Here is an 18,059-nt window from a genome sequence, read left to right as displayed (position 1 = left end):
GGGCGGGCCCGCGCGGCACCCGGTGAGCCGGGGCCTCAGCCGAGCGTCACCTCGCCCGCCGTGTCGGCGAGCCGCGTCGTCTCGGCCGTACGCGTGTCCACCGAGGACATCGTCACGGAGACCGACGCCTTGGCGCCCCGCGTCCCCGCGTCGGCGAACCCGTGCTGCCAGGGGTGGGCCGTCGCGCTGCCGTCGCACGAACCGTCGAGGATCCGCTCCCGTGCGGTGTGCACCGTGGACGTCTTGGGGACGGGCGTCCCGGCCACGCCGAGCCACTGGTAGAGGCCCTGCATCGTCTCGGCCTCCGCCGGGGTGAGGTCGCGGGTGCGCTCCGTGCGGAACGTGACCCGCAGCCGCACGGGGCCGGTGAAGCCCTCGCAGGTGTACGTGCCGGCGACGAGCGCCTTGCCGTCGGCGCCGAGCGCGGCCGTGCGCTCCAGGGTGACCTCGTGCCGCTCGGCGGCGTTCGCCGTGCCGGGCAGCAGCACCGATGCCGCGGCCACTGCTGTCACGAGGAGGGTCTTGACGATTCGCTGCACCGCGGGGACCGGCCCTTCCGGGAGGGGAGGCGTACGTAGGACACCTCGGGAGGTGTTCGACGCCCATGGAACCGCTTCACCGGCGGCCTTCCCGGTAGCCACACGGTGGGTGTCGCACCCGCTGGGCCGGCAGGGTGCTCACCGGGCGGGGATCACGCCGCCAGGGGTACGCGGGCGACGATGCGTTTGCCGCCGCCCGGCAGGTGCGTGACGCTCACGTCCCTGGCCAGTTGGCGCACGGCGGGCCAGCCGTGGCCGCCGCTCACCAGGAGCGCCGTGCGGGGGCGGGCCACCGGGAGCGCGTCGTTGGCGTCCTCGACGGCGATCTCGGCGAAGCCGGACCGTACGCGGCACTCGAACCCGCGCAGTCCGCCGCCGTGCCGGATCGCGTTGGTGACCAGCTCCGAGGTCACGAGCACCGCGTCGGCGACGGCCATCTCACCGCCGGCCCCGGGACCCTGCCGGAGCAGGGAGCGCACCATGTCCCGGGCCGCTCCCGGGCTCCGGGGGCAGGTGAGGAGGCCGGTGTCCTGCGTGCTGTCGATGGTCACAGCGCATCACTTCCACCGATCTTGTGGGGGACCGTTCCTCTTCGGCTGCCCGATGGCGCGGCGCCCACACACGTCGTTCGGGTGGTTCGTCCGATCCGCACGGAAATGCGCGGTGGCCGCCACGGAATCCGTGGCGGCCACCGCAGGAGCCAGGCGTCAGAGCAGGCCCAGGCCCACGTCCAGCAGACCGTGGTCGTGGCCGTGGTGGTGCCAGTCACCGTGGTGATGGTGGTGGTCCCAGTCGTCGTCCCAGTCCCGGCTCACGGTCTGCTGAGCGACCGGAGCGCTCGCGGGGGCCGCGGCGGCGATGCCGGCGGCGGGGACGGCCAGTGCCGCGGTGATCCCGGCAACGGTCAGGGCGCGGGCTATGTGCTTCATCCTTCAGACCCTTCGGTGTTGAGGCGTGCGCACACGTCGGTGTCATGCGCACGAACCCTCACCACGCTGCGGGGTCCCGAACGGGGCTGCCTGCCGGAGACCGCCGGACGGGTGACGCCGCCGGGGGGAGGCGGGACGGCGCCGTCAGCGGACCGCGGGCCTGTCCCGGCACTTCCCCCGGCTGCGGCGGGGTGCTCGCCGATCAGTGGTTGGCGGCACCGTTGCCCGAGAGGACCGGGATGTCGCTGAGGATGTGCGACAGCGGCTCGTCACCCTTGGCCTGGGTGGAGTTCTCGGTGCACTGCTGGTTCTGCGGGGCCGAGAGGACGTTGATGTCCTGGACGGCGATCGGCACGAGGCCGACGAGCGAACCGGCGTTGACCTTGGCGGGCAGGCCGATGCAGGGCTTGTTCAGCGAACCCTGGACCAGGGACATCTGCGGGCTCATGTCGCCGTGGGTGGCCGAGTTGCCGAAGGTCTGCTCGGCGCCGTTGCCGCTGACCGAGGTGGTGCCCTGGTCGTCGCCGATGGCGAGGGCCTGCGGGGCGGTGACGGCGGACATGCCGGCGACGGAAGCGGCGATGGCGGCCGTCGCGAACAGCTTCTTCATGGTGGTGATGTTCCCTTCGAAGAGAGGCCCCGCTGCGGAGCCGCATGGTGATCAACTGAGTGATGGGCCGGGCGGTTGCGGCTTGTGCCCCGTTCGGCTCATTAATGTGCTGAACGTCAGGGGCAGGCGACCTTGTCGCCGCGGAAGGTCACCCGGTGTCCGAGGCGCGGCGGATCGGCGGGCTTCGCCGAGGACTTGCGGCTGGTCAGGGCGCGGTCCCGGGTCAGGGAGCCGAAGAGTTTCGCGGCCTTGGAGCCGTCCCACTCGAGGGTTTCGCCGATGCCGTCCCGCGGCGCGCCGAATCCGCGTACGGGGACCGTGGTGAACTCGGTCGCCGAGGGGGCGAGCCCCCGCAGGGTCGTGGCGAGCGCGACCAGGTCGTCGGCGGTGAAGCCGCGGTCCGCGCGGGCGGACCCGAGCAGGACGCGGGCCACGCGCGCGGTCCTGACCGGATCGGCGAAGGAGGGCTCGGAGGCGAGCCTGCTCAGCACCCCGACCAGGAAGCGCTGCTGGCGCTGGATGCGGCCGAAGTCCGCGCTGTTGTCCACGTGCCGGGAGCGGACGTACTGCAGGGACTCGCCGCCCGTCAGGTGGTGGGTGCCCGGCTTGAGGTCGATCTTGGTCGCGAAGTCCTTGAGGGGGCGCGGGGTGCATACGCGTACGCCGCCCGCCTCGTTCACGCCGTCGATGAACCGCCGGAAGTCGACCTCCAGATAGCGGTCGATCCTGACCTTGGTCATCTGCTCGACGGTGCGCACGGCCAGCGCGGGTCCGCCCTCGGCCCAGGCCGCGTTGAGCTTGGCGGGGTGGGCCGCGCGCCGCCGGCCGGTGGTCTCGTCCCGGTGGCTGGGGATGACGGCGTGCGAGTCGCGGGGGAGACCGACGACGCTGACGCGGTCGTCCTTCGCCGACACGTGGACGAGCATCATCGTGTCGGAGCAGTCGCAGCCCCTGCGGCCGGTCGAGAACCGCTTTCTCTCGGATTTCGTGAGCCCGGCGCGGCTGTCCGTCCCGAGCAGAAGAATATTCGTACCGGGTCCGTCGTTCGGACGATTCTTCATGCCGCCGAAGACATCGACGCGTTGGACAGGGAGAGGGGTGGCGGCCGCAGTGATTCCGGTGAGGGCGGCGGCGAGCGCGATCCCCGTGGTGACGATGCCGAGCCGTTTCGCGGCCCGCCTTTGACCAGGCGTACGGGAGACCGTCCCCATGCTGTTCTCCGCAAATTGGGTGAGGGGAAAGAGGAACCCTGAAACCGTAGACCGGCCGACCCGTCATTCCTTTGCGGAGGCAGTGTGGCGCAAGTGAACAACTCTTTCGCCTCAACGGTGCTGTTTCGTTCGCGACTTCGACAGGAACGAAACCGGAGACGCCCCCACTCGTGACGAGGACATATGGCTGACCGCGCAGGACCATGGAAGCGGCAAGGTGTCATTCCGGTGAGCAGGCAGTCCCCGGACTGCCACACGGACCCGATCTACGAATCGATGCTCAGAAAATGGCGCGAACAGGGGAGAACACTTCCCGGGCGCCCCGATCCCGAGTGGACCAGCCTGGTCGAGCGCGACCCCTGGCCCCGGTACTGACGTTTCGGAACACGGAACAGCGGGCCGCCAAGGAGAGAGATGGCGGCCCGCTGAACTGTGGTCGGCTGCGTCAGTTGTTGCCCGCGCCGTTGCCCGACAGGACCGGGATGTCCTCCAGGAGGTGCGACAGCGGCTCGTCGCCCTTGGCCTGGGTGGAGTTCTCGGTGCACTGCTGGTTCTGCGGGGCCGACAGGACCGGGATGTCCTGGACCGCGATCGGCACGAGGCCGACGAGCGAACCGACGTTGGCCTTGGCGGGCAGGCCGATGCAGGGCTTGTTCAGCGAGCCCTGGATGAGCGCCATCTGCGGGCTCATGTTGCCGTACGTGGCGGAGTTGCCGAACTCCTGCATGGCGTTGTTGCCGCTCATCGTCTCGGTGCCGCCGTCGTTGCCGATGGCGAGAGCCGTGGGCGCGGCAGCAGCCGACATGCCGACGACGGAAGCCGTGACCGCGGCTGCGGTCATAACCTTCTTCAGCACAGGATTTCCCTTCTGAGTGAGCCCCGTCCAAGGAGCACCCTGAGCAACTGCCTCAGGAGTGATGAGTTGCTGGGGTTCACTCCGATGGCCTATCGGCCGCGCCGGGCCGGCCGGTTGGGCCGGCGGTGCAGATGCAGGAACGACAGCCGGTTCAGCGTCTCGGCCGCCGCGCCGGAGCGGGTCGGGGCCCGGCCCGCGGACTCCGACAGGAGGTCCGCGTCCTCGGCGTCGACGTGCCACGACAGGCTGCCCGCGGCGGTGTCGATGTGCACCGAGCGCCCGCCCGACCGGTCGGGGAGGCCGACACTCCCGCCGTGCAGCCGCGACACGTAGGAGACGAGGGCCGCGCGTTCCCTGTGCACCCGTTCGAGCTCCTGGTGCACGGTCGCGAGCCGTTCCACGAGACGCAGCTCCCGTTCGCTCCAATCGGAGGCCTTGCCTCTCCCACGCTTCATGAATTCCTTCCAGAACCGGCCGGATGTTCTGAGGATAATCCGACCTTCATGCCGATCTGGCCCTTGACGCGCGGGGCGGATTCGGCAGCACGGTGAAGCGTGAAAGATCCGATGGAGTGAACGACCACAACTAAACGCGCCAGGGCGAGTTGAGCAGACCGCAGTAACCTGAGCGTCCGCCAGAAAAGGAACATCAAATGCTTAAGAAGGCAATGGCAGCGGCTGCGGTCGCCGTCTCCGTCGTCGGTATTTCCGCCGCCGCTTCGCCCGCCGCTATGGCCATCGGTGACGACGGCGGCACCACGTCGCTGAGCGGCAACGGCGCCAAGCAGGTGTTCGGCAACTCGGCCACCAAGGGCGACATGAGCCCCCAGCTCTCCCTCGTGCAGGGTTCGCTGAACAAGCCCTGTGTCGGCCTGCCGGTCAAGGGCAACGTCGGCTCCCTCGTCGGCCTCGTGCCGATCGCCGTCCAGGACATCCCGGTCCTGTCGGCCCCGCAGAACCAGCAGTGCACCGAGAACTCCACCCAGGCCAAGGGTGACGAGCCGCTGTCGCACATCCTCAGCGACATCCCGGTCCTCGCCGGCAACGGTGTGGGCAACGGCTGATCCGCCGCACTGCCGAGATTGCTCGGGCCGCCCGAATCCCTTCCTCCTCGGGCGGCCCGGGCTTTCTCATGTAAGGGGTCAACTCCCCTGCCTCTCATGCTTCTTCGCCGGTGATTCGCATTCGAGTGAACTTCCGGAGGGTGTCAACTTCGCGGTTTCCTCCGCTCCTACCGCTCGTTAAGTAGGGCTCAGGTCACGGTGCGGGAACAGGAACTGCCCGCCCGGTTTCGGCCGGCGTTCAGGCGTGACCCGAAAGAAGGGAAAAGCTGTGAAGCTCAAGAAGAGCGCAACGATCATCGCTGGTGCCGTCATGGCGCTGAGCCTGGGCGCCCCGGCGTTCGCGGACGCCGGCGCCGAGGGTGCGGCCGTCGGTTCGCCCGGCGTGCTCTCCGGCAACGTCGTCCAGGTTCCCGTCCACGTTCCGGTCAACGTGTGCGGCAACAGCGTGAACGTCATCGCGCTGCTGAACCCGGCGTTCGGTAACACCTGCGCCAACGACTGACGTAGCGCACCGGTAGTTCCTGCTGCGCCTCGGCCGGTCTTGGCAGCCCTCCCGGCGCCAAGGCCGGCTCCCCCTCGGACAGAGAAAGACCACTAGATTGCGACAGGCCCTCAGCAAAGGAATGCTCTCCGCGGCGGCCGCCACGAGCATCCTGTCCCTGTCCGGCACCCACGCGTTCGCAGCCTCGGAGGCGAACGGGCAGGCGCTGGACTCGCCCGGCTTCTTGTCGGGCAACAGCGTGCAGGCCCCGCTCGACGTCCCCGTGAACGCCTGCGGGAACACCGCGAACGGCGTCGCGGTGGGCAACCCGGCCACCGGCAACTCGTGTGCCTCCGAAGGCCACTCCGCCCCCGCCGCCCCGCATGCGGACCGGCAGAGTCACGCCGACGAGGGCTACGGCTCCGCACGGCCCGGACCCGCCGACGAGGGCTACGGCTCCGCGCGCTCCGCGCCCGGCGGCGGTGAGCACACGGCCGGTTCCGCCACCCACGGCGAGGCGTCCCACTCGCCCGGCTTCCTGTCGGGCAACAGCGTGCAGGCCCCGGTCGACGTGCCGGTGAACGTCTGCGGCAACGCCGTGGGTGTCGTGTCCCTGCTCTCGGGAGTCATGGGCAACCACTGCGGCGGCGAGGCCCCGCACGTGCACACCCCCGAAACCGTCACGCCGCCGGCCGTCTCGCCGCCCGAGGCGCCGACCCCGCGGCCCCGCGCGGTGGTGCCCCCTGCCCCCCGGCCCGAGGCCCCGGTCGAGGCGGCGCCCCCCGCGCCGCACCACGGACCGCAGGGCACGCACGCCGAGCGGTCGGTCCACGCGGAGATTCCCCGGGCCAGGCTGGCCGAGACGGGAGCGGACGGCACCCTGCTCGGAGCTGCGGCCGCGAGTGCTGGGCTGCTGCTGGGCGGGGCGATCCTGTACCGGCGGGGAATGGCCACGGCCCGGCGGTAGCGGGCGCCGGCAGGGAAGTCCGGACGAGATCGCTTCCCTGCCGGCTCAAGGAGGTGGGGACCGGCCCGTTGCGGGATGTCGCTCGCCCACGGCGGAACGCCGACGGCTGGCGGGCAGCGACCCGGCCGTCCCATGAAGCGCACTCAGTGCATCACCGGACGGCCCGCGAGGGAACCGGGGTTCACCCGTTCGCCGACCGTGTCACCCGTACGAGCTGCCCGGGTTTGGTGGCTCGGCTTCGATGGACCCCGTCACGTACCCAGTCATGTACACGGAAGCCGAGCCCGGTGCCGTCTCTGCGACGCGCTACCTGAACCGAGGCCAGGAACACCGGAAATGGCCTCCGGTGCGCCACGCCCCGCCGCGGCCTCGCGCCACCCGTTCAGCGCGCGGAAGCCGCGGTCCGCCGGGCGTCCTCCCCGTGCGGCTGGGCCGGGAGCAGGCCGCCGGGGCCCCTTCGCACGTACCGTTCGACGCCCCGCACCAGCCGTTGTGCGGTGAACGCCGACCCGTACACGAAGCGCATCGCGGGGCCGAAGCTGGACGCCGTCGTCAGGCCGGCCAGGAAGAGGCCGGGGAGCGAGGACTCGAAGCGGTCGCTGACGTACGGGGTGCCGTCCGCGAGGGAGCGCAGGCGGCCCCGCAGCGCCGGATCCAGGACGTCGATGCGGGCGGTCGTCGCCCTGAAGCCCGTGGCGGCGATGACGTGGTCCGTGGTGAAGCGCAGGCCACCGCCGGTGCTCACCCGCACCCGCCCGCCGTCGGGTTCGGCCGACACGACCTCGTGGCCGACCCGCACCTCGACGCCGGACTCGACGCGCTCCCTGACCCACCACGCGCCCGCGGGGCCCAGCGCGGCCTCGGTGACCCGGGCGCGCGTCGGCTCGGGGAGCCTGCGGAACAGGCCGGGGGTCTGCGCGTAGAACCGGTTGCGCCAGCCACAGCCGAGACCGGTGTGCGGGGCGCGCAGCGACTCCCACCACGGGCGCTGCCAGGCCGGCGGCACGGTGTTCCAGTCGACCTGCGGGGAGCGGGCGAGGATCCGGACGCGGGTGCCCTGTTCGGCCAGCAGGGCGGCGGTCTCCAGGGCCGCCTGGCCCGCGCCGAGCACCGTCACGTCCTGGCCGCGGAAGCGGTGCAGGTCGGCGTGGTGGCTGCTGTGCGAGACGTGCTCGCCGAGGCCCCGGACGGCCCGGGGGATCTCGGTGAAGGGCAGCACGCCCACCGCGAGGACCACGGCCCGCGCGGGGCGGACCTCGCCGTCCTCGGTGCGCGCCTCGTAGCCGCCGGGGGCCTCGCGGACGGAGGTGATGAGGCGTTCGTCGACCGGCGGGGAGGCCTGCTCGGCGAACCAGCGGCCGTAGGCGGCGAAGTGCTCGATGGGCAGCGGGCGGCCGTGCTCGGCGGGCAGGCCCTCGCGGGCGCAGTAGGCGGCCAGGCCGTAGCGGCCCGCGGGGTCGGACAGGTCGGACGCCCAGGGCTCCGACTTCAGGAACATGCCGCGCGGCATGTGGTCGCGCCAGGACGCCATGGTCCTGCCGAAGATCCCCACGTCCAGGCCGGCCGCCGCCGCGTGCGAGGCGACCGAAAGGCCGTAGGGGCCCGCTCCGACAATCAGCAGGTCATGCATCGGTGACTGCTCGCTCTCTGTTCGTCGTGCCGGGAAGGACGGCGGGCGCGTGCTCGCGTGCCCTGATCGACAGGGCCGTCAGCACCCCGCGCGACCGGTGGGCCAGGCCGTCGCGCAGCCGTCGCACCACGTGGTGGCGCCACAGGCGGCGCATGGCGGCGCCGGGCTCCGGGTCGTCCCCGGCGTGCCAGGCGAGTTCGCCGGACGGGGACGACGTGCGCCGCAGGGGCCGGGACCGGGCGCGCAGTGCGGTCAGCGGGGCGTAGTTCTCCACCAGGAACGTGCGGCCCCGCAGCGGCCGCGGGTCCGGGACCGGGCGGTGCGTCAGGCCCAGGTGCAGGGCGCGCACCACGTCGGTGCCCGTGCCGTCGGCGAAGAGGCGGAACTGGGCGCCGGGGCGCGGGTTGAAGTCGATGAGGTGGAACGCGCCCGTCACCGCGTCCCTGCGGAAGTCGAGGTCGAAGATCCCCCGGTACTCCAGGGCCGACACGACCTGCGCGGCCGCCGTCCAGAGCGCGGGGTTCGCGACCCACTCGCCGCTCACCGTGAGCCCGGCGGAGCGCGGCCAGGAGCGGTGCTTGCGGCCCGTGCCCCCGCCGCGCACGACCCCGTCCCGGCCCGCGCACCCGTGGACGAACCAGTCGGCGTCGCGGGCGCCGGGCACGAAGGCCTGCAGGAGCAGCCGGCTGCCGGCCTCGGCGCGCCGCTCGAACAGTGCGGCGGCCTCGTACGGGGAGCCGATCACCGTGGTGCTGCGCAGCCCGGCGTCCTGGGGCAGCAGCCAGGGGCGGCTCCACTTCGCCACCGCGGGGGAGCCGAGGTGGTCCACGGCGCCTGCGGCCTCGTCGGCGGACTCCGGGGCCAGTGTCGTCGGGTGCGCGACGCCTGCCTGGGCGCAGACCTGGGCCAGGGTCGCCTTGTCCGCCACGCGTTCGGCGACGCCGCCGGCCACCCGGGGCAGCAGGAAGCGGTCGGTGAGCTCCTCGTACAGGGCGCTGACGGCGAGGGCGCTCGCGTCGTCCAGGGGGATGAGGACGGCGGGACCCGCGAGGCGCCGGGAGACGCGGCGCAGCACGGCCGCCACCTCGGCGAGCGAGGCGCCGGGGGCGGGCGGGACGTGCAGCTGGTGCAGGTACCTGGAGCGCTGGACGGGACTGGCCCGGTCGTCGGCGACCAGATGGACCTCGACACCCGCGCGCCCGAGGGAGCGCACGGCACCCAGCGTGCCGTGGTGGAAGGGATTCCTGTCGATCCGCAATAGGACCGCAGGAATTCGTGTATCCAGAGGCTGCAACGTCACCCTCGCTTATCGATCGCCCATGCGGGCGATGTGATGGAACACAGGATTAGAAACCCGATTGGCGCAATAGAAATAAATATGACGGAGTGTCAGTGAAGTGAGGTAGGAAAACGAGGAGCAGGTATGACCCCACAGCGTCGTCTACGCAGTAAACGTCTCGCCTTCATCGCTGCCGGAATCGTCTCGTCGGTGGCCCTCGCCACCGTGCCGGGACACACCGTGGGCATCGTGCGCGACGGTGATCCCGTGGGGTCCGTTCCCTCGGCTCCCGCGCCCGCCGACCCGCCGGTGCCGGCCGCGCCCCTCGTGACGGACCCGGCGGTGCCGCTGCCCCTGGCCTCCGGCGAGCCGACACGACCCGCGAGCACCCCGGCAGTCCCGACCGTCCCCGAAGTCACCTCCGACCCCTCCGCCACGGCCGGTCCCGCGCCGTCCGCGAGCCCAGAGGCGCCGGAGAAGGCGCCCGCCATCGGCGCGTACCTCGATTACGGCCCGCGCGGCGTCAAGCGCATCAGTGAGCTCAGCGAATGGCTCGGCGGCACCGAGCTGAGGGTGGGGCACACGTACCTCCCCGGCGACCGCTGGTCCAACATCGAGGGCGCCCCGGACTTCCTGGAGGACTGGGCCGAGTGGCGCAAGGAGAAGGACGACCGGCTCTTCGTCCTCAACGTCCCGATGCTCGAGCGCAACGAGGAGGGCGTCGGCGACACCGAGGTGGCGGGGCTCCTGAAGCAGGGGGCCGCGGGCGACTTCGACGAGCACTACCGCACGCTCGCCAAGCGCCTGGTCGACCTCGGCGTGCCGGACACGGTGATCGTGCCGGGCTGGGAGATGAACGGCACGACCTACACCCATCGCTGCGGTCCGGACCCGGAGTCCTGGAAGAAGTACTGGAAGAGACTCGTCACCACGATGCGTTCGGTCCCGGGGCAGAAGTTTCAGTTCGACTTCACGCCCAGCAGGGGGCGTGACGCCATTCCCTGGACGCAGTGCTATCCCGGGGACGACGTGGTCGACATCATCGGCATGGACTCGTACGACCAGCCGCGCGGAATGTCATTCGACGAGCAGGTCAAGGAGCCCTATGGACTCCAGGAGCACGTGGACTTCGCCGCGGCTCACAAGAAGCCCATCTCGTATCCGGAATGGGGTCTGTTCCGCAACGGCGACAACAAGGAATACATGCGCCGCATGCTCGAATGGATGGACGAGAAGAAGCCCCTGTACAACACGGTCACCGACTACTGCCCGCACGGCGTGTGGCAGTGCAAGGAGAACCCCGCCTCCGCGGCGGTCTACCGGGACCTGCTCTCCGGACGCGACAAGCCGACCGAGCCGACGCAGCCGACGCAGCCGACCGAGCCGCCGAAGCCGCAGAACTGCACGCCGGTGGAGTTCGGCGACTGGGTCGAGTACTGGCTGGGCGGCAAGCTCTGCCTGAAGTTCGACTGGTGGAAGGAGCAGAAGAGCTCCTGAGTCCCCGCGCGCCCGCGGTGGCGGGAGCCTCGGTGGCGCGAGCCGTCACGACGAGGCTCCGCCACCGCGCTGCTCGCCACCGCGCTGCTCGCCACCGCGCTGTTCGCCGTCGCCACGGCGCTCCGCCCGCTCGCGCAGCCGCCGCTTCGCCCACCGGCGGCCCGAGTCGCCCCAGGCGGCCGCGCGCACCAGCGGTGCGGTGCGCCTGCGGGCCAGCAGGAAGCGCTGGTTGGCGACCGGCTCCGGGCGCCAGTGGTGCTTGTACGGCTCGTTGCCGCGCAGCAGGCTCAGCGCCCGCCGGTGCTCGCCGCCGGTGTGCCGCGTGCACGCGTCCAGGAGCATCGTGGCCACGTCGACCTTGCGCTCCCTGAGCCCCGGGTGGGCGCCGTACAGGTAGCCGCCCGCCAGCGTGCCCGAGAGCAGCGTCAGGTCCGCCGCCATCACCTCGCCGTCCAGGCGGAACTCGGTCACCACCGCCTCGCCGGCCGCGACCATCGGGCGCATCGAGCGGAGCAGGTGCTCGTGGAAGCGGGGCTGGAGGTGCTCGGAGGTCACCTTGCGGCCCTGCCACTGCAGTTGGTGCAGGTGCAGCAGCGTGCGTACCGAGGACTCCACCTCCTCCACGGGCACGACACGGCTCTCCACGCCCAGCGCCGACAGCTTGCGCATCTTGGCCCGGGTGCGCTGGGCGCGGGGGGTCGGCAGCCGCTTGAGCAGCTCGTCCATGGGCAGCGCGGGCAGTTCGAGGCACTCCGAACCGGCCAGCTTCCTGCGCGGCCCCGGCCAGCGCGCGTACAGGCTCTCCACGCACGCGCCGGGCCTGACCTCCCCGAAGTCGACCACGGCAGTCCCCGCGAGCGCGTACAGGCCCGCGAGGAGCGCCTCCGTGCCCGCCTCACGGCAGTCGTCGTCGAGCAGGACGTCGGTGAAGTCGGAGATCGCGCCGCCCAGCGGCTTCAGCGCGGGCAGCGGCCTGCTCACCCGCATCAGCGGCGCCGCCGCGACCAGCCGGTCGCCCTCGCGGACCAGGACGACCCGCAGCCGCCCGCGCCGCCCGTACGACCGCCACCAGGACGACAGCCACGCATGGCTCTGGAACGGGGTCGCCGCGGCGCACGACCGGTACAGCCGGCCCCACGCCTCGGCGAGCGCCTCGAACTCGTTCTCGTCCACGCACAGTTCGGCCCTGAGGTCCCTCGCCAGGGCCGTCGTCACGGGGCGCTCCGGACCAGGGCGGACGCGGGCCCGGGGACGGAGGCGCCGGCCGCCACCTCCTGCTCCGGCTCCGTACGGCCGCGGGGGCGGACCAGGAGCGCGAGGCCGCCGAGCAGCCCGCCCGCGCAGCCGCCCACCAGGGTCGTCACGCCGGCCGACAGCGACGAGGGGGCGTTGGGCGTCAACGCGCGGGAGAACGCCAGGAGTTTGACCTGCGTGCTGTCCTTGGAGTGGTTGGCGCTGCCCGCCAGCGAACGGGCCACCGCGTTGGCGGTGACGGCCGCCGACCCGGGCTTGGCCGCGGTCGCCGAGACCGCGATCATCGGTGCGTCCGGGGACGTGGCCACCTTCACGCTGTCCTGCAGTTCCGTGGCCGACATGCCCGCCGCCACCTGGGCGTCGGCGAGCACGGCGAGCTGGGTCGCCACCCGGCCGTACGCCTGGGCGAAGCCGAGGGCCGTCGCCGGGTCCGCCTTCTCCTGCGGGACGGCGACGACATAGCTCGTGGCCGTGTACTGCGGGGTCTGCAGCACGCCGTACCCGCCGCCGATCAGGGCGCCGAGGGCCGCGCAGGCCGGCAGCGGCCACCAGCGGGGCAGCCGCGCGATGCGGGCGCGCAGGGGGGCGGTGCGCGGGCGCGGGTTCACGGAGTCGCTCATCGGGGGTTCACCTCCGGGGTCGGGCCGGGCGCGACGGACGCGTACACGTTCATCAGCTGCTCGGCGCTTCGGGTGATGCTGTAGTGCCGCACCGCGGCCGGTGCCGAGCGGTGCGGCGGGACGTCGCCGCGCAGGCCGTACATGGCCTGCGCGAAGGAGTCCGGGTCGCTCGGGCAGTACGCGGCGCCGGACCGTTCGCCGGTGCCGAGGCCTTCGACGGCCGGGCAGGACGCGTAGAGCACGGGAAGCCCGCTGGCCAGGCCCTCCACGAGCGCCAGGCCGAACGCCTCCTCGGGAGAGGGGGAGGCGAGGGCGTCCATGGCGGCGAGCAGCGAGGGGAGGTCGGGTACGCCGCCCTGGGCGCCGCCGCCCTCGTGGGTGGACTCGCCGGCGAACCGCACGCGTCCGGCCAGGCCGAGCCGGTGCGCGAGCCGCCGCAGCCCGGGCTCCTCGGGTCCGGAGCCCACCAGCAGGACGACGACATCCTCGGGCAGCTGGGCGGCGGCCCGCAGCAGCACGTCGAACCGCTTCCCGGGGGTCAGCCGTCCCACGCCCCCGACGACGAACGCCTGCTCGGGGAGCTGGAGTTGCTCGCGCGTACGGGTCCTGGCGACCGGGTCGAACCGGAAGCGGTCGACCTCGATGCCGTTGGGCACCACCCGGATGCGCCGGCGCGGCACGCCCCACCGGTGCAGCCGTGCCCCGACGGCGGGGGAGACCGCGACCGTCATCCGGCCGAGGCGTTCCCCGGCCAGATACAGACCGCGGACCCCCGCGGTCAGCGGGCGGCCTTCCATCTGCGAGTCGCCCAGCGAGTGTTCGGTGGCCACCACCGCCCGCACGCCCGCCATGCGGGCCGCGATGCGGCCGTACAGGCAGGCCCGGTAGAGGTGGGTGTGCACCACGTCGTAGCGGCCCGCCCTGATGAGCCGGACCAGGCGCGGCAGCGCGCCCAGGTCGCGGTTGCCCGCCATGCCGAGGTCGGCCACCCGCGTTCCGTCGGCGGTGATGCCCTGCGCCACGGCCCCCGCGTTGGTCAGCGTCACCACGTCGCACGACGTCGGCAAGTGGCGCAGCATCAGCCGCAGTTGTTGTTCCGCGCCGCCCACGCCGAGGCCGGTGATGACGTGCAGGACCTTCATCCGGACACCGCCGAGCCGCCCAGCGCGCGGCGCCGGAGCCGGTTCGTGCGCAGCTTCAGGCGCAGCCGCCAGGCCGTGTCGCCCTGGCCGATGTGGACGCGGGGCAGGGCGAAGGGGCCGGCGAGGGGGCCGGGCGCGATGGCGCAGGCGTAGGAGTATCCGGCCTCGCGCACCGCGGCGACCACACGCTCGTCCACCTGCCCGTAGGGGTAGCAGAAGCCCCGCACATCGGCGCCGGTCAGCCGGTGCAGCGCGGCCCGGCTGCCGCTCACCTCGTGGCGCAGCCGCCGGTCGTCGGCCTCGGTCAGGTCGACGTGGCTCAGCCCGTGCGAGGCGATCTCCATGCCGGCCTCGGCCGCGTGCCGGATGCCGTCCGCGCCGAGGAGCGGTTTGCGCGGGCCCAGCGGGTCCCAGGCGTTCTCGCCGTCGAGCCGGCCGGGCAGGACGAAGACGGTGGCGGTGCAGTCGTGCTGCCGGAGCAGGGGCAGCGCGTGGTCGACGAAGTCGCCGTAGCCGTCGTCGAAGGTCAGCCCGACCAGGTTGTGCTCCTGGCCCCGCGCGCACGCGTCGAGCAGGTGCGCCATCGACACGCCGCGCATCCCCTGGCGGCCCATCCACCGCAGCTGGGCGTCCAGGCGCTCGGGGGAGACGGTGATCTCGTACGGGTCCTCGGCCGGGTCGGCGACGGAGTGGTACATCGCCACCCACGCAGGGGTGCGGGGCTGCCTGAGTCGCAGGAAGGGCTCGGTGCCGGACGGGGCGGGCGGGGTGACATCAACGGACATGACGCAGCTTTCTGCCGGCGGAGCGTAGGACGGATGCCCAGGGCTGCGCCCCCAGGAGCAGGCCCAGGAGCACGAAGGAGACGGTCACCACCGTGAAGCTCGCGAGGACGGCGGCGGCGGGCTGCGCCACCCGCTGCGCGCAGGCGGCGCCCAGCAGCGTCGCCCCGGCGGCCGCGAGCACGAGCCGGCCCAGCTGGCCGACGACGGCCCGCGTCCTGATCGGCACGGTGCGCGGGCCCATGGCGCGCAGCAGGAGCACCGCGGTGACGCAGATGCCGGTCGCGTTCGCCGCGGCGATCCCGTGGACGCCCCACGTCCCGACGGTCAGGAAGCCGATCCCGGCGGTGGCCACGATGCCGATGGCCATCGCGAAGAGCGGGACCCAGGTGGTCCTGGCGACCGAGAAGTGCGCCCGCGCGAGGGCGCCCACCAGGGTGTGGCCGAGCAGCCCGAGGGCGTAGACGCGCATGACCGATGCGGTGGCCGCGGTGTCCTCCGCCCTGAACGCGCCGCGCTGGAAGAGCAGTTGGATGAGCGGGGGCGCGGCGGCGATGACCGCCGCCGCGCCGAGCAGCACGATGCACCCGGCGAGGACGACGTCGCGCTCGACGCGCTTGCGGGCGCGTTCCGTCTGGCCGTCGGCCAGGGCCCGCGCGACGACGGGGAAGGTGACGGTGCACAGCATGAGCGAGAGGACCATCGGCATCTGCGCGACCTTCTGCGCGTAGTTCAGGTGCGAGATGGCCCCGGCGGGCAGCGACGAGGCGAGGAAGCGCTCGATCAGCACCTGCGACTGACGGCAGAGGGCGAAGAGCAGGACGGTCCAGATGATCGCCGTCTGCAGGGTCCTGGCCGGCACGGGCGCGGGGGCCGTTCCCGGGGCGGGCGCGGGCGCGGCTGCCGGTACCGGGTCCGCGCGCAGCTGACGCCAGAGCGAGGGTGCCTGTACGAGGACCATGAGGACGCCGCCGACCGCCACACCGGCCGCCGCGGCGCGTACTCCCAGCGGCAGGGCGAGGGCGAACAGGGCGGCGATGATGGCCGCGTTGTAGGCGACGTAGACCGTCGCGGGTGCCACGAACCGCTGGTGGGCCCGCAGGGCCGCGCTGCAGTAGCCGGTGAGGCCGAAGGTCAGGGCGCAGGTGGCGGTCAACCGGGTGCAGTCCACCGCGAGTTGGGGATCGGGCAGGCCTGGGGCGAGGACCGCGACCAGGTAGGGCGCGGCGGCGACGAGCAGCGCGGCCGTGCCCACGAACCAGAGCGTCATCCGCGGCAGCGAGGCCCGGACGAACTCGTGGACCGGGTCGACCGCGGACGGCCCCTCCGCGCGCCGGGCGAGGGCCAGGCTGAACGCGGGCACGAGGAAGAAGGCGAGCCCGTCCTCGATGAGCAGCGTCGCGGCCAGCTCGGGCACCGTCCACGCCACCAGGAAGGCGTCGGTGTCGGTCCCGGCGCCGAAGAAGTGCGCGAGCGCCTGGTCGCGCACGAGCCCGAGGAGCGAACCGGCGACGGAGAGCGCGGCCGTGATCAGGGCGGCCTTGGCGAGGAACGAACCGGCGCTCTTCTCGGGAGACTTGACGTCCACCGGGGTGGCCGGCGGGTGCGGCTCCGGGCCCGGATCGGATGCGGAACCGTGGTCGTGATCGGGACAGGGCCCGGGGTGGTGATCGGGGTCGGGATCGGGATCGGGGTCCTGGTCCGCCACCGTCGGCGGCACGGTGGTCATCGCGTACCCGCCTCTCCCGGCAGGGCGACGGAGCCGGCGGAGGCAGCGGTGCAGGCGGAGGCAGCGGTGTCGCGGCCGTCACCGGAGTCATGGCCGTCACCGGAGTCACGGACGTCCCGGGAGCCGACCGCCCACCAGGCCGCGAGGCCGAAGGCGACCGCGGTCAGGACGGTGGAGGGCCCGCCGATGTCGGCGTACATGAAGTCGATGAGCTGCCAGACCAGCAGTCCGCAGGCGACCAGCGCGCAGTCGAGCTCCGGGCCGCCGGGCCGGCCGCGCCGCGCCCGCTGCCGCTTCCAGCGGCGCAGCCCGCACACCACGAGCGCCGCCCAGCCGCCGACGAGGGTGGTGAGGCCGAGGAGGCCCTGCTCGCTGAGGACGAGCAGGTACATGTTGTGCGGCGAGAGCAGCGGCTGGCGCACGAAGCCGCTGCCCGCCCCCGCCGTGTCGCTGCCGGAGGACAGGGCCAGCGAGGCGTGGCCGTCGCGGTGGTCGGGGAAACCCTTCAGGCCCACGCCGGTGACCGGGTGCCCGCGCCACATGTCGGCGGACGCCGCCCACATCGTGTAGCGGTCGGTGACCGACTGGTCGGGAGTGTCCGTGACCTGGGTGATGCTGCTCAGGCGCTCCTGGAGCATCGCGGAGCCGACCCCGAACCCGGCGACCAGGACCACGGCGGCCGCGCCCGCCGCCAGCAGGACCTGGCCCGCCCGGCGCACCCCGGCGAGCAGCAGCACCGCGCCGCAGGCCGCCGCGGTGGCGATCCACGCGCCGCGGCTGAAGGACAGGGCGAGCGGCACGGTCAGCAGGGCCGCGCAGACCACGGCCGCCGAGCGCTGGCGCGGGGTGCGGGGGCGGAAGGCCAGCGCCAGCGCGCAGACGAGTCCGTAGGAGACGACGGTGGCCATCCCCATGACGTCCGTGGAGCCGAAGGTGCCCACCGCGCGGATGTCCTCGCCCATGTACGAGGCGCCGGTGCCGGTGAGGTTCTGGTGGACGCCGATGACGCCCTGGTAGAGGCCGAGTCCGACGAACGACCAGGCAAGCAGGCGGAAGTGGTGCGCGTCGCGGACCAGCATCAGCACCGCCGCCGGGACGAGCACGAAGATCTGCAGGTAGCGGGCGGCCCCGGCGACGCCGGTCGCCGCGGAGGCGGCACCGAAGGCGGCCACCGTGATGCCGACGACCGGCAGCCCGAGGAGCACGGCGGCCGTCCGGGTCAGCGGGCGCCGCCGGTCCCGCACCAGGCGCACCAGGCAGAAGCCGACGACCAGGGCGGACACCGCGTCGGCCGCGGAGCCGGTGCCGCCGCCCGCGGTGGGGTCCTCGGCGGGCACCGGCAGGGCGAGCAGCGCGACCATCAGCATCACCGGCAGCACCGGCGCGGCATGTCTCAGCCCGGGGAGCATCGCGTCGAGCGGCCGGGAGCGGCGGACGGCTCCGGGCAGCGGGCGCGCTTCGGGCAGGACG

20 protein-coding genes are annotated in these 18,059 nt (G+C 72.9%); 5 read left to right on the top strand and 15 right to left on the bottom strand.

Features of this window, described 5'->3' with window-relative positions; genetic code table 11:
• Positions 1–35: 35 nt before the first annotated feature.
• From ACZ592_RS09605 to ACZ592_RS09585, 5 genes are all read right to left on the bottom strand, one after another.
• Positions 36–539, bottom strand: a complete 504-nt coding sequence (locus ACZ592_RS09605; protein WP_471580956.1) for a hypothetical protein — start codon at positions 537–539, stop codon at positions 36–38.
• Positions 540–691: 152 nt separating this feature from the next.
• Positions 692–1,090 (bottom strand): ATP-binding protein, encoded by a 399-nt coding sequence (locus ACZ592_RS09600; RefSeq protein WP_471580955.1) that lies wholly within the window; start codon positions 1,088–1,090, stop codon positions 692–694.
• A 156-nt stretch (positions 1,091–1,246) separates the two neighbouring features.
• Positions 1,247–1,468: a hypothetical protein gene (locus tag ACZ592_RS09595; protein ID WP_471580954.1), complete on the bottom strand. Its 222-nt coding sequence runs from the start codon at positions 1,466–1,468 to the stop codon at positions 1,247–1,249.
• Positions 1,469–1,670: 202 nt separating this feature from the next.
• Entirely contained in the window at positions 1,671–2,078 is a 408-nt protein-coding gene (locus ACZ592_RS09590) for a rodlin (protein ID WP_471580953.1), read from the bottom strand.
• A gap of 116 nt (positions 2,079–2,194) precedes the next feature.
• The gene (locus tag ACZ592_RS09585) at positions 2,195–3,139 is read right to left on the bottom strand and encodes an LCP family protein (RefSeq protein ID WP_471580952.1); all 945 of its coding nucleotides are present in this window, start codon (positions 3,137–3,139) and stop codon (positions 2,195–2,197) included.
• Positions 3,140–3,517: 378 nt separating this feature from the next.
• On the opposite strand from ACZ592_RS09585, the gene ACZ592_RS09580 reads away from it, so the two are divergent.
• The gene (locus ACZ592_RS09580; RefSeq protein WP_471580951.1) at positions 3,518–3,664 is read left to right on the top strand and encodes a hypothetical protein; all 147 of its coding nucleotides are present in this window, start codon (positions 3,518–3,520) and stop codon (positions 3,662–3,664) included.
• 70 nt (positions 3,665–3,734) lie between these two features.
• Here ACZ592_RS09580 and ACZ592_RS09575 read toward each other — a convergent pair whose 3' ends face one another.
• Both ACZ592_RS09575 and ACZ592_RS09570 read right to left on the bottom strand, forming a co-directional pair.
• The gene (locus ACZ592_RS09575; protein WP_471580950.1) at positions 3,735–4,145 is read right to left on the bottom strand and encodes a rodlin; all 411 of its coding nucleotides are present in this window, start codon (positions 4,143–4,145) and stop codon (positions 3,735–3,737) included.
• 89 nt (positions 4,146–4,234) lie between these two features.
• Positions 4,235–4,600: a hypothetical protein gene (locus tag ACZ592_RS09570; RefSeq protein ID WP_471580949.1), complete on the bottom strand. Its 366-nt coding sequence runs from the start codon at positions 4,598–4,600 to the stop codon at positions 4,235–4,237.
• Positions 4,601–4,797: 197 nt separating this feature from the next.
• Between ACZ592_RS09570 and ACZ592_RS09565 the strand changes: the two genes are divergently transcribed.
• The 3 genes from ACZ592_RS09565 (at position 4,798) to ACZ592_RS09555 (ending at position 6,656) form a co-directional block, all read left to right on the top strand.
• A complete protein-coding gene (locus ACZ592_RS09565) occupies positions 4,798–5,208 on the top strand; it encodes a rodlin (RefSeq protein WP_471580948.1) in 411 nt (136 codons plus the stop codon).
• A gap of 310 nt (positions 5,209–5,518) precedes the next feature.
• Entirely contained in the window at positions 5,519–5,710 is a 192-nt protein-coding gene (locus ACZ592_RS09560; protein WP_389313642.1) for a chaplin, read from the top strand.
• Between the two features lie 97 nt (positions 5,711–5,807).
• Positions 5,808–6,656 (top strand): chaplin, encoded by an 849-nt coding sequence (locus ACZ592_RS09555; RefSeq protein ID WP_471580947.1) that lies wholly within the window; start codon positions 5,808–5,810, stop codon positions 6,654–6,656.
• A gap of 382 nt (positions 6,657–7,038) precedes the next feature.
• Here the strand turns inward: ACZ592_RS09555 and ACZ592_RS09550 are convergent, their stop codons facing one another.
• Positions 7,039–8,286 (bottom strand): NAD(P)-binding domain-containing protein, encoded by a 1,248-nt coding sequence (locus tag ACZ592_RS09550; RefSeq protein ID WP_471580946.1) that lies wholly within the window; start codon positions 8,284–8,286, stop codon positions 7,039–7,041.
• Positions 8,279–9,580 (bottom strand): carboxylate--amine ligase, encoded by a 1,302-nt coding sequence (locus ACZ592_RS09545; protein WP_471581404.1) that lies wholly within the window; start codon positions 9,578–9,580, stop codon positions 8,279–8,281. The genes ACZ592_RS09550 and ACZ592_RS09545 overlap by 8 nt, the downstream gene beginning before the upstream one ends.
• 129 nt (positions 9,581–9,709) lie before the next feature.
• On the opposite strand from ACZ592_RS09545, the gene ACZ592_RS09540 reads away from it, so the two are divergent.
• A complete protein-coding gene (locus ACZ592_RS09540; protein ID WP_471580945.1) occupies positions 9,710–11,062 on the top strand; it encodes a glycoside hydrolase family 26 protein in 1,353 nt (450 codons plus the stop codon).
• A gap of 45 nt (positions 11,063–11,107) precedes the next feature.
• Here the strand turns inward: ACZ592_RS09540 and ACZ592_RS09535 are convergent, their stop codons facing one another.
• Genes ACZ592_RS09535 through ACZ592_RS09510 form a run of 6 tightly spaced genes read right to left on the bottom strand, consistent with a single transcriptional unit; the run spans position 11,108 to position 17,998 of the window.
• Positions 11,108–12,277, bottom strand: a complete 1,170-nt coding sequence (locus ACZ592_RS09535; protein WP_471580944.1) for a GNAT family N-acetyltransferase — start codon at positions 12,275–12,277, stop codon at positions 11,108–11,110.
• Positions 12,274–12,936: a YveK family protein gene (locus ACZ592_RS09530; protein ID WP_471580943.1), complete on the bottom strand. Its 663-nt coding sequence runs from the start codon at positions 12,934–12,936 to the stop codon at positions 12,274–12,276. The genes ACZ592_RS09535 and ACZ592_RS09530 overlap by 4 nt, the downstream gene beginning before the upstream one ends.
• Positions 12,933–14,078, bottom strand: coding sequence for a glycosyltransferase (locus ACZ592_RS09525; RefSeq protein WP_471580942.1), 1,146 nt, complete (start codon positions 14,076–14,078; stop codon positions 12,933–12,935). The genes ACZ592_RS09530 and ACZ592_RS09525 overlap by 4 nt, the downstream gene beginning before the upstream one ends.
• On the bottom strand, positions 14,075–14,863 hold the full coding sequence (locus tag ACZ592_RS09520) for a polysaccharide deacetylase family protein (protein WP_471580941.1): 789 nt from the start codon (positions 14,861–14,863) through the stop codon (positions 14,075–14,077). The genes ACZ592_RS09525 and ACZ592_RS09520 overlap by 4 nt, the downstream gene beginning before the upstream one ends.
• The gene (gene murJ, locus ACZ592_RS09515) at positions 14,853–16,589 is read right to left on the bottom strand and encodes a murein biosynthesis integral membrane protein MurJ (protein WP_471580940.1); all 1,737 of its coding nucleotides are present in this window, start codon (positions 16,587–16,589) and stop codon (positions 14,853–14,855) included. Before murJ ends, ACZ592_RS09520 begins: the two co-directional genes overlap by 11 nt.
• Complete coding sequence (locus ACZ592_RS09510; protein ID WP_471581403.1) at positions 16,586–17,998, bottom strand: O-antigen ligase family protein; 1,413 nt, start codon at positions 17,996–17,998, stop codon at positions 16,586–16,588. The genes murJ and ACZ592_RS09510 overlap by 4 nt, the downstream gene beginning before the upstream one ends.
• Positions 17,999–18,059: the final 61 nt, after the last annotated feature.

This window comes from Streptomyces sp. NPDC040622, assembly GCF_055593965.1.
This window is presented reverse-complemented; position numbering and strand designations above follow the sequence as displayed.